The 14171-nt window shown below is 55.7% G+C and carries 12 protein-coding genes; 3 read left to right on the forward strand and 9 right to left on the reverse strand.

Annotation, left to right across the window (positions count from 1 at the left end; all coding sequences use genetic code 11):
* Positions 1–70: 70 nt before the first annotated feature.
* Positions 71–820, reverse strand: coding sequence for an esterase family protein (locus tag LOS79_RS26100; RefSeq protein ID WP_315413500.1), 750 nt, complete (start codon positions 818–820; stop codon positions 71–73).
* 13 nt (positions 821–833) lie between these two features.
* On the reverse strand, positions 834–1922 hold the full coding sequence (locus LOS79_RS26105) for an ATP-grasp domain-containing protein (protein ID WP_315413501.1): 1089 nt from the start codon (positions 1920–1922) through the stop codon (positions 834–836).
* Between the two features lie 245 nt (positions 1923–2167).
* On the opposite strand from LOS79_RS26105, the gene greA reads away from it, so the two are divergent.
* Complete coding sequence (gene greA / locus LOS79_RS26110; protein WP_315413503.1) at positions 2168–2650, forward strand: transcription elongation factor GreA; 483 nt, start codon at positions 2168–2170, stop codon at positions 2648–2650.
* Positions 2651–2841: 191 nt separating this feature from the next.
* On the forward strand, positions 2842–3768 hold the full coding sequence (locus LOS79_RS26115) for an AEC family transporter (protein WP_315413504.1): 927 nt from the start codon (positions 2842–2844) through the stop codon (positions 3766–3768).
* A 102-nt stretch (positions 3769–3870) separates the two neighbouring features.
* On the opposite strand, the gene LOS79_RS26120 is transcribed toward LOS79_RS26115, so the two are convergent.
* Together LOS79_RS26120 and LOS79_RS26125 are read right to left on the reverse strand one after the other, a co-directional pair.
* Complete coding sequence (locus LOS79_RS26120) at positions 3871–4713, reverse strand: aldo/keto reductase (protein WP_315413505.1); 843 nt, start codon at positions 4711–4713, stop codon at positions 3871–3873.
* Positions 4714–4746: 33 nt separating this feature from the next.
* The gene (locus LOS79_RS26125; protein WP_315413506.1) at positions 4747–5946 is read right to left on the reverse strand and encodes an MFS transporter; all 1200 of its coding nucleotides are present in this window, start codon (positions 5944–5946) and stop codon (positions 4747–4749) included.
* Positions 5947–6138: 192 nt separating this feature from the next.
* On the opposite strand from LOS79_RS26125, the gene LOS79_RS26130 reads away from it, so the two are divergent.
* Positions 6139–6501, forward strand: coding sequence for a winged helix-turn-helix transcriptional regulator (locus tag LOS79_RS26130; protein WP_315413507.1), 363 nt, complete (start codon positions 6139–6141; stop codon positions 6499–6501).
* A gap of 150 nt (positions 6502–6651) precedes the next feature.
* Here LOS79_RS26130 and LOS79_RS26135 read toward each other — a convergent pair whose 3' ends face one another.
* From LOS79_RS26135 to rpiA, 5 genes are all read right to left on the reverse strand, one after another.
* Positions 6652–7827, reverse strand: a complete 1176-nt coding sequence (locus LOS79_RS26135; RefSeq protein WP_315413509.1) for an ATP-binding response regulator — start codon at positions 7825–7827, stop codon at positions 6652–6654.
* 8 nt (positions 7828–7835) lie between these two features.
* Entirely contained in the window at positions 7836–11420 is a 3585-nt protein-coding gene (locus LOS79_RS26140; protein ID WP_315413510.1) for a response regulator, read from the reverse strand.
* Positions 11421–11695: 275 nt separating this feature from the next.
* Positions 11696–12304, reverse strand: coding sequence for a hypothetical protein (locus tag LOS79_RS26145; RefSeq protein WP_397386693.1), 609 nt, complete (start codon positions 12302–12304; stop codon positions 11696–11698).
* A gap of 98 nt (positions 12305–12402) precedes the next feature.
* Positions 12403–13371, reverse strand: coding sequence for a Gfo/Idh/MocA family protein (locus LOS79_RS26150; RefSeq protein ID WP_315413512.1), 969 nt, complete (start codon positions 13369–13371; stop codon positions 12403–12405).
* Between the two features lie 34 nt (positions 13372–13405).
* Positions 13406–14077 carry a ribose 5-phosphate isomerase A gene (rpiA, locus tag LOS79_RS26155; RefSeq protein WP_315413514.1) on the reverse strand — a complete coding sequence of 224 codons (672 nt, stop codon included), beginning with the start codon at positions 14075–14077 and terminating at the stop codon, positions 13406–13408.
* Positions 14078–14171 lie beyond the last annotated feature (94 nt).

Consider the following 14171-nt stretch of genomic DNA (forward strand, 5'->3'; position numbering starts at 1 on the left):
CTGCAGATATTGTAAAAGAAGGGGACTGCGGAGTAGCGCAGTCCCCTTCTTTTTGACCAAAAATAAGCATTCACAAGCAGCTCTCCACATAATAATGAATCTGCTTGTTCCACCACGGCCAGTCATGGCCTGCGTCATGGCCCCAGTAGTCAATTCTTGCCGGAATTCCCTTGCGTCCCAGCACATCCTGGAGCAGCCGGGTCTCATGCAGCATCTCATCCTCATACGCACCCTGTCCGACGCAGACAATGATATTGCTGCTACGGTAGCTGTCCAGATAATATTCATCCGTCAGCCCGGGCAGATAGTGCAGCGGCGAATTCAGATAAATGTTGCCGTTCATATAGTCGCCGAAGAAATAGTAGGTGGAGTAGACGCCGCTCAGGGCGATTAAGGTATCGAAATATTGCGGATAACGGAAAAAGAAGCTGGAGCTGTAATAAGCGCCCATGGAGCAGCCGGAGACCAGAATGCGCTGATCGGCCCCTCCGTTGTTCTGCTTGCTCTGATGGAGGATGCCGGGAATCAGCTCATAGGCGATATATTTGTCATACTGCTCATGGCGGTCAATCCGGTTCTCATTGTTCCAGTGGGTGGAGAAGAAGGTCTCCTCATCAATACTGTCGCAGGCCCAGATCTGCAGCTTGCCCGCCTCAATGAAGGACGAGAGCGTACCAATCATACCCGAATCCTCATATTGATAGAAGCGTCCGAGCGATGTGGGGAAGACGAGCATCGGCTTGCCGGCGTGGCCGTATATTTTATACTCCATATCTCTGCCAAGGTTATGGCTGTACTCCTTGTGGTAGCTTATCCTCATCCGTTAACACATCCTATCCCTCTTCTTGGTGAATATAACCGGTGATATCCCGCACCTCTGACAGCTCAGGTGAACGGAACTGGTACGCGCTGTTGCCCATCGCTCTGCTGAAGACCTCTTCGATCTCCGCATAATTCACAATCTTCCCGCCGAAAGCACGGTAAATGTCCTCATGGCTGTGGGTGTAATGCTTATGATTCTTGCGGCTGGCATAGCCGGTATAATATTTGCCTTCATACGGGCCGCCGACCTCGTTATGAACAACCATGCTGGCCCATTCCTTGTAGACATCCACATCATACGAAAAGTTGATCGCATCGGTCATCCAGGCACCCGGCGGGCGCATGTTGACTTCAAGGGCAATGATCCGTCCGTCCTTATGCGATTTGAACAGCTCGATATGGAAGAAGCGCTCGCGGATATCGAAGGCCTTCAGGATGTTCCGTCCGGCAAGCTCAACCTCGGGGCTGATCTCCCGCAGACAGAAGTAGTAGAGATGATTATCCGTGTTGACGACATCCATGACGCTGTTCTCGAACAGATGACTTACCGCAAACCGTACATTCCCGCCCGTATCCACCAGCCCGTCATAGGTCAGGATTACCCCGTCGATGAATTCCTCAATAATGAAGGCAACATCTTCCGGCTTGGTGTCGAAGAAATGCTGCAGCTCTTCCTCATTATTAATCTTATACGTATTGCTGGCCCCGGAGCCGAGGTCGGGCTTGACCACCAGCGGGAAACCTGCGCTCTCTATGAAGCTCTCCACGCTCTCACGGGTGGTTCCGGTGGAGAACTGTACGGTGCTCACACCGCTTTTGTGGAAAAATTCCTTCATCTTCGATTTCTGCTTCAGGTTGTGGACGAAATCCGTCTTGGTGCCATAGATGTTGAAGTCGGTGCGGATAGCAGCATCCTGCTCCAGCCAGTACTCGTTCAGTGACTCGAAGCGGTCGATCTTGCCGTATTTGTAGGTGAAGAAGGCGACGGCCCGCAGAATCTCCCCGTAGCTCTCCAGGTTGCTTACCTTGTAATACTCCGTCAGTGCGCTCTTCAGCTTGTCCTCCAGCTGATCATATTCGGCGTCGCCAATCCCCAGCACGGTCGCCCCCTGCTGCTGCAGATGGGTACAGAAATCAGCGCTGTTTTTAGGGAAATGCGGGGAAAAGAAGATAAAGTTAATGGTGGCCAGCCCCTTTGGCTATAATATAATTCCGAGTTAAATTGTATGATTAATTCAATCTATCAGGTTCAGGAAGTTCCGTCAATCCTTCACCAATTCTTTTTACAATATTGCCTGATTTGGGGTAGAATACAATAAAGCAGGCACAAATAGGAGTTGTAAACATGTCCAACAATGAAGAAGTATTTTTGACGAAAGAAGGATTGGCCAAGCTGGAGGAGGAGCTTAAGGAGCTTAAGGGACCGGGGCGCAAGGAGCTCGCTGCCCGGCTGAAGCTGGCTATCAGCTACGGCGACCTTAAGGAGAACAGTGAATATCACTCCGCTAAGGAAGACCAGTCCTTCATGGAGACCCGCATTATGATTCTGGAGAAGATGCTGATCAAGGCGCAGATTGTTGACTCCAGCAATATGGATCTGAGCACCGTCAGCGTAGGCTGCGTCGTGATTCTGAATGATGTGGAGTACTCTGAAAGAATCGAATATAGAGTGGTAGGCCCGGCGGAGGCCGATGTGCTGAACAACAAAATCTCTTACGAAAGCCCGCTCGGCAAAGAGCTGCTCGGCAAAAAAGTAGGCGATATCATCAACGTCAACGCTCCAATGGGCATTATCAAATATGAGCTGCTTGAAATCAAAATGGAGTAGAGCTTATCCCGGTTCACCTGTATTCAGGAGAGCCGGGATTTTTTTATAGATAAAGGGTATAGGCATTACCCGGAGAAAGATCATAAGTACCATAGGCGTTGGCTATTAAGGATATTGATTCCATGTCTTAGACGCTCCCGGCCCGGAAGGTTATAGTAGGGAGTAACTAATGAACAGAGGAGTCCTGGCTTGTGATTCAAAATGTATTAACGACGCTCGTCGAGGTCATTGTGCCGCTGTCCATTCCGGTCCTTGCCGGTGCGCTGCTTGGCCGCTATAAGAATCTCGATACAAAGCCGCTGCTGACACTGTACCTGTATTTCCTGAGCCCGGCGATTATTCTTGATACGCTTGCTACGGCGGAAATCTCCTTCGATGATGTCTATAAGACCCTTGCGTTCTCACTGCTGAACCTGTTTCTCTTATGGGCACTTGCTGGCTTGCTCGGTAAAATGCTGAAGCTGGCTCCCCCGGAGGCCGCCGGCCTGACGCTGGTCTCCACCTTCACGAACAGCGTGAATTACGGTCTGCCGCTGGTGCTGCTGGCCTTCGGCCAGCTCGGCCTCGACAAGGCTTCGGTCTATGTCATCGCCCAGATGGTCATTGTAAATACAATCGGTGTGTATTTCGCCGCCAGATCACAGTTCTCGGTCATCAGCGCGGTGAAGTCCGTCTTCTCACTGCCGGCCATCTACGCGGCAATCCTTGCCCTGCTGCTGCGGGCCCTCGGCCTGCACATGCCGCATGAGCTGGCTTCAGGCGTATCCATGGCCGCCGGTGCCTATTCGCCGGTTGTGCTGGCCATCCTCGGCGCGCAGATGGTGAAGGTCAGGGCAGCGCAAACGCAGCGCAATGTGCAGCTGGCCTTCTGGACGGGCCTCACTGTCCGGCTGCTGCTCGCGCCGCTGCTGGCCGCACTGATTCTGCTGCTGCTGAACATTACGGGCACCTTGTTCTCGGTGCTGCTCATTCTGGCTTCGATGCCGGTAGCCGTCAATTCCGTAGTGCTGGCCGAGCGCTTCGGCAGCTCGCCTTCGCTCGTCTCGCGCTGTATTGTCTGGACTACACTGGCGTCCTTCCTGTGCCTGCCTGTGCTGATTGCCGCCCTGGGCAGCTAGTCCCGGCCCTAGATACAGTGAAGAAGCCCCCGCCTTCTTAACATGAAGGCGGGGGCTTCTTTCGTGCGGATCAGTCAGCTCTGTCAGCTCCGCCGGCATACCTTAGAAATCGAAGTTGTCCGGGTCAGGGCCGGTCCGCTGGTCGCGGTTAAGGCTATCGATGCGCTCCATATCCGCGCGGCTCAGCTCGAAATCGTACAGGGAGGCATTCTCGATAATCCGCTGCTCTTTGGTTGATTTCGGAATGGTGACAATGCCATGCTGCAGATCCCAGCGCAGAATGATCTGGGCTACCGATTTGCCGTGGCTGGCAGCAATCTCCTTCAGCACCGGCTGATCCAGCAGCTGGCCCTGCATCAGCGGTGCCCAGGCTTCAATCTGGATGCCGCGGGACTTCGCGAAGCTGCGCAGCGGCTGCTGGGAGAGATAAGGATGCAGCTCCACCTGATTCACCATCGGCAGGACTTCCGCATCCAGCATAAGCTCCTCCAGATGATGAATCTGGAAATTGCTTACGCCGATTGCCTTGACGCGGCCGGCTTTGTAGAGCGCTTCAAGCGCACGCCAGGCCTCTTTATATTTGCCCTGCACAGGCCAGTGAATAAGGTACAGGTCCAAATATTCCAGACCCAGCTTCTCCAGGCTGGCCTCATAAGCAGCCAGGGTCTCCTCATAACCGAGGTCGGCATTCCACACCTTGGATGTAATGAACAGCTCTTCGCGGGCGAGCGCGTTCTCAGCCAGTGCTTCCTTTACCGCTTGCCCGACACCGCGCTCGTTGGCGTAGACAGCTGCCGTATCAATGCTGCGGTAGCCGTAGCGGATTGCAGCTTTCACCGCCTGCACCAGACCTTCGCCATCCTCCACCTGAAATACACCGAGTCCCAGCCGCGGGATGCGCACGCCGCCCTGCAGTGTTACAGTATCCTGTAAATGCTGTGTCATAATGAATAACCTCCTGAATGAATGATGTAGTTGCTATACTTTCGTTAGTGCACGCTCATCCCTCTGCTCCAGCGCCCGGCTCCAGGCCGTTAGCAGCACAGCCCCGAAGACCATCACAGCACCGGCCCAGGCGGTATGAATCAGTCCCAAATGGCTGGTAACCAGGCCTCCGAGGTAAGCGCCGATGGCTATGCCGGCGTTGAAGGCGACGATGTTGACAGCGGAGGCAATATCCCTTGCCTCCGGCGCAAACCGCTCTGCCAGCATAACTACATATACCTGCAGCCCTGGAACATTCATGAAGGCGAGCAGCCCCATGAAGAAGATGGTGACCAGGGCAGCGGTTTTGAACGGAGCCGTGAAGGTGAAGATCAGCAGCACGGCGGCCTGGAGGGCGAACATATAGAACAAGGCGTTCAACGGCTTGCGGTTCGCTGCTTTGCCGCCGATGACATTGCCGACAGCAATGGCGATGCCGTAGAGGAGCAGGATAACAGCGACGGTGCTCTCACGGAAGCCGCTGATTTCATGCAGCAGCGGCGACAGATAGGTGAAGACGACGAACGTTCCGCCATAGCCGAGAGCCGTAATGGCGAAAGCCAGCAGCAGCCGGCCGTTTGTCACCAGCTTGACCTGCCCGCGCAGCGGCGTACGGCTTCCCTTGCGCAGCCCGGACGGCACGAGCAGCAGGTTAGCGGCCAGCGCGATAATGCCGGTGGCCGCAATGGCGAGGAAGGCTGCCCGCCAGCTGAGCTGCTGTCCGAGGAACGTGCCGAGCGGCACGCCGGTCACGGTCGCGACCGTAAGGCCGGTGAACATCATTGAGATGGCGCTGGCCCTGCGGTCCCCTGGAACCAGGTCGGCGGCGATGGTCGAGGCGATTGACATGAACAGGCCGTGCGCGAGGGCGGATATGACCCGCGCCGCCAGCAGCAGGCCGATCCCGCCTGCTGCGGCGGCCATACTGTTGCCGGCGATGAATAGAACCATCAGCGAGAGCAGCAGGATTTTGCGGGAGACGCTGGCAGTCAGCGACGTCAGCACAGGCGCACCGAAGGTTACGCCGAGCGCATAGAGGGTTACGGTTAATCCGGCGGTGGTCACGGATATATTCAGGTCATCAGCAATGAGGGGCAGCAGCCCGACGCTGATAAACTCGGTTGTTCCAATCGCAAAGGCGCTGATCGCCAGAGCCAGCAGCGCGAGGGTGCTTCTTCTTGAATCGAGAGACATGTGCTTCACTCCTACTATGGTAATCACCGGCCGGTAAATGCTATTATGGGATACAGCTGCCCGTATGGATAGTACGTACTTTAAAGTACTATAGGTACTAAAAAGTACCTGTAGACTACAGCTGTAGATTGCGGCTGCGGGCATTATAGGTGTGTAGCGGATTACCCGGAGGAATATACAGGAGGAATATGAATGGCTAAAAAATATAATATTTCAGTCGAAGCTACCCTTGAGGTCATCGGCGGCAAATGGAAGTGTGTCATTCTCTGCCATCTGACACATGGCAAGCTGCGTACAAGTGATTTGAAGCGCCATATGCCGAATATTACACAGAAAATGCTGACCCAGCAGCTGCGGGAGCTGGAGCAGGACGGCATCGTTAACCGGATCAGCTACAATCAGGTACCGCCCAAGGTAGAGTATGAGCTTAGCGATTACGGACGGACACTCGGATCGATTCTGGACTCCCTGTGCGCCTGGGGCGAGCGGCATATCATTAGGGAGTACGGCGATAAATTTGCCGTGCTTGAAGATAATGTGCTGAACCCTAAGTAGGTCCGGCTGCTGCCGGACGGTACGGAAGCTGATGAAGATCAGGAGTAACTGCTAAGAATACACAAAGACCGCAAGCCTCCTCTTAGGGAGATCTGCGGTCTTTGCTCAATACAGGCTTAACTCCGCCTTGTACTGAAATTGAATATATTCCTATTCCGGCTGTCCTTCGCTGACCCGGATGGTGAAGATGAAGACAGCGCCGCGCTCCACATCGGACTTGGCATAAATCATGCCGCCCATCAGATCAACCAGCATTTTGCAGATGGACAGTCCGAGGCCGGTCCCGCCGAACTTGCGGTTAATGGTGGCGCCGATCTGGGTGAACGGCTGGAACAGGTATTTCATTTTATCCGCCGGAATCCCGATGCCGGTATCTTCGATGATGAATTCAAGCTCAAGCACCCCGTCCATAGCCTGCCGGAGATAAACCTGCACCTTGACCCCGCCGTCATTCGTGAACTTGATTGCATTGCCGATCAGATTGTTCAGCACCTGGCGCAGACGGTTGGGATCGCCGATGAGCAGGTCCGGGATGGCCGGATCAATTGAGGTTTCCAGCGTCAGATTGCGTTCCCGGGCCAGCGCGCGGAACAGATCCACAGTTTCCTTCAGGCAGGAGTGAAGGTTGAACAGCTCGTAATCGAGCTCCATTTTGCCGGATTCAATCTTGGTAAAGTCCAGAATATGATTGATGACAGACACAAGCGCATGGCCGCTGGTATGAATGATTTCGGCCATTTCCAGATCATCCGCTCCAAGCTCCGAGGTCCGCAGCACATCCGACATAGCGATAATGCCGTTCAGCGGCGTACGGATTTCATGGCTCATCATGGCGAGGAAGCCGCTTTTGATCCGGAGGGCGACCTCCGCGGTTTCCTTCAGTTCGGTCAGGATTACATTAGCAGCCTCCAGCTCCTGTGACTTCAGCTGCAGCTCCTTGCGGGTCTGATAGAGGCGGACGAAGCCGTCAATCTTGCTCTTCAGCACAAGCGGATGAAAAGGTTTGGTCAGGAAATCAATAGCCCCCGCAGAATAAGCCATCATATAGTTCTCCAGCTCGGAGGTCAGTGCGGTCAGGAAAATTATTGGGATATCCCGTGACTTCTGGCGTGCCTTGATCCGTTTCGCCGTTTCAAATCCGTCCATGTCCGGCATCAGCACATCCATAATAATCAGGGCAAATTCCTGCTCGAGCAGGCATTTCAGGGCTTCCATCCCGGAGGTTGCGCCAACCAGCCGGTAAGGGGAGCCGGCCAGCAGTGCCTGAATAGACAGGAATTCGTCCGGCCGGTCATCGACAAGTAAAATATTAACAGGATACTCCATAATTCCTCCTACTGAATCAACCATAATTTCAACACGCTTACCAGCTGGGTGGTATTAATCGGCTTGGAAATATAATCAGAGGCGCCGGCCTGCAGGCATTTGACCCGGTCTTCCTCCAGGGCACGTGCAGTCAGGGCGATAATGACCAGCTGATCATATTCGGGCTGCAGCCGGATCTGCCGCATGGTCTCGTAACCGTCCATCTCCGGCATCATGATATCCATGAAGACAAGCTCAATTCCTGGATGGGCCTCAAGCAGTTCGAGCGCTTCTCTGCCGTTCTGGGCAAAACGGATATCCATATTATAGCCTTCCAGCACACTCGATAAAGCAAAAATATTGCGCATATCATCATCCACGAGCAGAATGCTCTTGCCCGCGAACGCAGACTCCGGATTATGCAGATTCTCAATCAGCCGCTGCTTGTCCGGCGGCAGGTCAGCATGCTTGCGGTGGAGATATAATGCGGTATCGTCGTACAGCCGTTCCATCGAGCGGACATTCTTGATGACGATGCTCTCGGCGTAATGCTTCAGGCGCTGCTCATCTGTTTTGCTGAGATCCTTACCGGTGTAGATAATGACCGGCAGTGTCTGCAGCTTGCGGTTGGTTTTGATCTGCTCCAGCAGATCGAACCCGGAAATATCCGAGAGGCCAAGGTCCAGCACCATGCAGTCAAAATGATGGGCGGACAGCTGCTCCAGCGCTTCCCTGCCTGTCCCGACGGCGATAATGCGCACATCGGGATGGGCAATGAAATCGACGAGGCTGCTGCGCAGGGTCTTGTTGTCTTCGACAATCAGCAGGCTCTTCACCGGCCGGCGGATATACGTCTCAATCTGCAGGAAGGCAGCCTCAAGCTCCGCGTAGTCGCGCGGCTTCTTCCAGAAGGACAGCGCCCCCATCGCGAGGCTCATCTGATGCTCTTCGGCTGTTGCTATAATATGGACCGGAATGTGGCGCAGCTCCGGCCGGCTCTTCAGCCGGCTGATAATCGACCATCCATCCAGTACCGGAAGGTGAAGGTCGAGCAGGATGGCGTCCGGTTTGTAAGCGTGGGCAAGTGCCAGGCCCTGATCGCCCTGAAGGGCAACGATCGCCTTGAAGCCCCGGCTGCGTGCCAGCTCAAGCAGCATGCGGGCGAATTCGGCATCCTCCTCAATGATCAGCAGGAGGGTGTCACCGCTCTGCAGCTGGCCGCGGTCATCCTCCATCACCGCATATTGCAGCAGCTTCGGATTGGAGATGGAGATGTCGGGAACGAACGACTCCCGGAAGCCGGAGCTCTCCCGGCGGGCCTCTCCGGAGTCCGGCATATCTGTGACGGCTGCTGCCGCGAAGGCAGCGGCGGCCATTACCTGGACATCTTCGCCAGGCTCTACCGCGGGTAGGATCAGGGAGAAGGTGCTGCCCTTACCCTCAACTGAATCCACCTCAATTCTGCCGCCCAGCAGTCCGGCCAGCTCACGGCAGATGGTCAGCCCGAGGCCGGTGCCGCCATATTTACGGCTGGTCGTACCATCCGCCTGCTGGAATGCCTCGAAGATACTCTCCAGCTTGGAGGCGGCAATGCCGATGCCGGTATCGCTGACGGCGAAGACGGCCTCCCCGCCGCTGATGCGGATAGATAAGGAAACGGACCCGTGCTCCGGGGTGAACTTGACCGCATTGGACAGCAGATTGTTCATAATCTGCTGCAGCCTGTGGCCGTCTGTCATCAGATGCTCCGGCAGCCGGCTGTCGGAATGGACATCAAACCGGAGATTCTTCTTCTTGGCCTGCTGCTCGAAGTAGCGGAACAGATGACTGCTGAGATCGTGCAGGGATACCGGCTCCAGCACCGGTGTCATTTTGCCGACCTCAAGCTTGGCGAGGTCAAGAATCTCATCGATCAGCTGGAGCAGATCCTTGCCTGCCGAGAAGATCGTATGCACATATTCCAGCTGCTTCGCCTCAAGATTCCCCTCCTTGTTCTCGGCGAGAATCTGCGAGAGGATCAGCAGGCTGTTCAGCGGGGTGCGCAGCTCATGGGATACGTTGGCCAGGAACTCCGATTTGTACTGGGCGGCCATGAAGATCTCCTGGGCCTGCGCCTGGATCTCCTCTTTCTGCTGCTCGGTGAGCTGGATTTGCTGCAATAGCCGCTCATTGGAGGCGGCCAGCTCCTCCTTCTGGCTGAGAATGGCTTCGGACTGGGTCAGCAGCTCATCGGTCTGGGCCTGCAGCTCATCGGTCTGGGCCTGCAGCTCCTCGGACTGGGTCAGCAGCTCATCAGTCTGGGCTTGCAGCTCCTCGGTCTGAGCCTGCAGCTGCTCTTTCTGATCCAGCAACTCGTCCTTCTGGGCCTGCAGCTGATCTTTCTGATCGAGTAACTCATCCTTCTGAGCCTGCAGCTCTTCGGCCTGATCGGCGATCTCCGCTTTCTGCTGTTCACTTATCTGCAGCTGCTTCTGCATATCGCGGTTGGCTGCGGATAATTCCTCAGCCTGCGCCTGGATCTCCGCGGCCTGACTGCGGGTTAACTCCATTTGCTGCTGCAGATCCAGATTGGAATGATAGAGCTCTTCCGTCTGCTGCTTCAGCTCCGCGGCCTGGGCTTCAATTTCAGCCTTCTGCTCCTCCGTGAGCTCCATTTGGGTCTGCAGCTGTTCGTTGGAGTGAAGCAGGCTGTCGGCCTGCTGCTTCAGCTCTTCCCGCTGGTCCTGCAATTGCCCCGTCTGCACACGCAGCTCCTCTGTTTGGGCGAGCAGCTCTTCCTTCTGCTCCTCCAGCTCGCCGGTCTGGGCCAGCAGTTCCTCGGTCTGGGCCTCAAGCTCCTCCTTCTGCAGCTGGGTCTCAACCAGCAGCTCCTCGATTCGGGCGACATCCGCCAGCGTATTGATCAGTATGCCCATGTTCTGGCCGGTCCGGCCGATCAACTGGTTCTCCCTGGAGCCCAGCGGCTTCAGGCTGGCCAGCTCAATGACGGCAACCACCTCCTGCTCATGCAGGATAGGGGCTACAATCAGGGTAGTCGGGGCAGTCTCGCCCAGCCCGGAATGGACCTTCACGTAATTCTCCGGAAGATCATGCAGAATGATCATCTCCTGGTCCAGCGCACACTGCCCGACCAGCCCGCTGCCAAGCCTGATGGGCGCGCTGCGGTCTACCCGTTCGTCTACGGCATAGCCGGCCGTGAAGTGGAGCAGTTCGCCCTGCTTCGAGTAGACAGCCCCGTAGCTTCCCCCGACTGCAGCTGCCAGCCGGCTGATGAATATGCGTGCGGCTGTCTGCAGCTGCACAGAGCCCTGCAGCTGCAGGGCCATAGTCGATACCTGATCATTGATCCAGGCCTGTTCCTCGGCCTTCAGCCGCAGCTCACGCTCCTCTGCCGTTCTGTGATAGAGATCAACAGCCAGCTCCTGGAAGGAGGATGCCAGCTGGCCGAATTCATCTGTTGACCGGTCTGCTCCCGCAGAGGGATTGATTGTACCTTCAGCGATATCCCTGGTGATACCGGATATCCCTATAAGCCCCCGGCTGATCTTCCGGTGAATGCTGAACATAAGTCCTGCCGCTGTGAGCATTCCGCAAAGACCGAGTCCGGCAGTCAAGATCCGGGGGGCCCCCTCCAAATAAACTGAGGATATAATAATCATACTGCCCAGCAGTAGTACTGAAGTTAATGCTGCTAACCAAACCTGTTGTTTTATTCTCATAGTCCGCCGCCTTTGTTTAGTTAGTAATGCAGTTAGTAATGCTATATGGATGCCAAACATATATAAGTATACTTTTATTGGAGGGCAGACGATAGTGAAAACATATAAAAAACACCAAAAAACCTTGTTAAATCAAGGCTTCTTGGTGTTTATTTCCGGTTAGGGCAACATTAACGGCGTCTTGTGCCGCGCCGCCGCCGCTCCGTCTGGCGTCTGCGGGCGGCAGCCCAGTTCACGGCATGCCCGCCTGCCCCGCCGCCGACAGCCTGCTGCTGCCTGGAACCGGGGCTTTCGATCGCAGCGTTGGTGCCGCCGGTGCTGTAGGTGCCGCCGCCGCTGCCGACCTGCGTGGCCGAAGAGGCCTTACTGCCCTTCGGCAGCTTTACAGTCTGGTCGTTCACAACGATGACCACCTCCCGTCCGCTGCCGGAAGGCTGGAGCCGGGATTCGTGACGGCGGCTCCGCGGCCGCTTGCTGCCTCCGCGTGCCCCTATATTCGCAGCATCGCCCCCGGCACCGACGCTCTGCTGCTGGCGCGTGTAAGGAGAGGCGATTGCCGCGTTGCTGCCGGATGCGCTGCTCCGGCCGGCTCCGCTGGCGATCTGTGTAGTATTGGCCGCATTGGTATACTGGTTATTGATAACATAGACAAGCCGGTCAATGCCGGCCAGCGGGGTGCGGGTCACAATCCGCCGCTTTCCTTTTTGAATAATAACGGTTATCCGGTCCTGCTGCTTAGCCACCTTATCCTGCCTCCTTGAATAGGTTTTCCTTACCATTAATGCGCGGAGGAGGGAAGGGTGAGCAATACGGGCGCTGCAGCGTGATAAACAGACGGCTGCCTAACGAGCGGACGGGGGCCCGCCGGAGAGGCTGGTTATTCAAAGCTGTATCTGATGCCCCATTGCTCACGGACCCGGCTCATAATCTCCATAACATCCAGCGACAGCGGCAGTGTATCTGCGCCTGCCCGCCCGGCAATGAAGCGCTCCATATCTTCAATCTCGTATTGCAGGGCTTTGGCGGTATCGCCGGCTTCAATCAGTTCCACAGTGCCGTCCAGGTATTGCAGGGTTGCACTGGCCGCGCGGGGGAAGTTATCGACTGTAATGAAGCCGAGCTCTCCGGCGATAATGCCCCGCTTGGGCATTTTGGAACGCATGGTAAGAGAGACTACGGCCATTTCATCTGCGGAATTATGCAGAATGATGCCTGATTGCTCATCGACGCCAGTCTCGAACTCCTTGACTGTGGTGAGAATCTTCCCGGGCTGCTCTGAGAGAAAATAGCGGGCGAAGGAGAGGGCATACGTACCGATGTCCAGCAGCGCCCCGCCTGCCAGCTCCTTGCTGAAGAAGCGGTTGTTTACATCGTACTCCTTATGGCTGCCGAAAGAGACCTGAATCATTTTAACCCGGCCAAGGGCGCCCTTATCCAGCAGCTGGCGGAGCTTTTTGTAGAGCGGCATATGGTAAATGGTCATCGCCTCGGCCACAACCAGACCCTTCTCCCGGGCCAGCCGGTCAATTTCCTGCAATTGTGTGCTGTTCACGGTGATGGCTTTCTCACAGAGGACATGCTTGCCGTGGTGCAGGCTCTCGATTATATATTGGTAATGGTGGCTGTGCGGTGTGGAGATATAGACGGCATCGACCGCAGGTTCTTGCAGCAGCCCGCTGTAACTCCCGTAGGCCTTAACTGCGCCATACCGCTGTGCGAATGCTTCCGCTGTACCCAAGGCTCTCGAAGCGACGGCATACAATCTGCCTCCCGATCCGTTCAGGGCGTCCGCGAATTCTGCGGCAATTGCCCCCGGTCCGATAATTCCCCAGTTAATCCGGCTCATATGTGAATCCTCCTTGATAAGGGTGTGGTAAGACTTAGGGCTTGATAAGGGTCCGGATACCCTGCGGTCCTGCTGCCAGCACATCTGTGACCTCCTCCGTGAACAACGAGGTTTCGATCACTCCGCTGATGCCCTTGAGCCTGCGCTGGAGCGCAGGAATATCTGCAACCTCCCGGAAGGTGACATCCAGCAGCGGATGACCATAATCGCTGACGGTATAGCCGTCTTTGGCCGTGCTTGTACGGGCTGCCGGACTGCCGCCGAGATCAATAACCGCCTGCCGGACATAGCTGAGCGCATCTTCCAGCACTTCGAGCACGACCGGGTGCCGGAACGTCAGCGACTTCACCAGCTTGCTCTCATCCGCCAGCAGGATGTAGCGGTCTGCCATAGAGGCAATCAGCTTCTCCCTGGTATGGATGCCGCCGCCGCTTTTGAGGGCATGCAGCTGCTCATCCACCTCGTCACATCCGTCGAAGGCAACAGAGATATGTGGCACAGACCATAGGGGCAGCAGCGGCAGGCCGCTCTGCAGGCAGAGGGAAGCGGTAGTGAAGGAGGGGGTGACCACCTTAACCTGCCGCCCGGCAGCAGCGATATGTTTGATCAGGCAGGCTACGGTGCTACCGCCGCCAAGCCCGATAAGGGTCTGGTCCTCAATATATTTCAGGGCTTCCCGGGCACAATTGTTTCTGATATCCTCCATACTTGCCGCCTCATTTCTATTAGCTGAATTGATTTTTAGCACAAATGTGCATTATGATATAAAATGTGCAAAAGAATCGCCTACAGTATATCTG

Source organism: Paenibacillus sp. MMS20-IR301, assembly GCF_032302195.1.
Lineage (GTDB): Bacteria > Bacillota > Bacilli > Paenibacillales > Paenibacillaceae > Paenibacillus_AQ.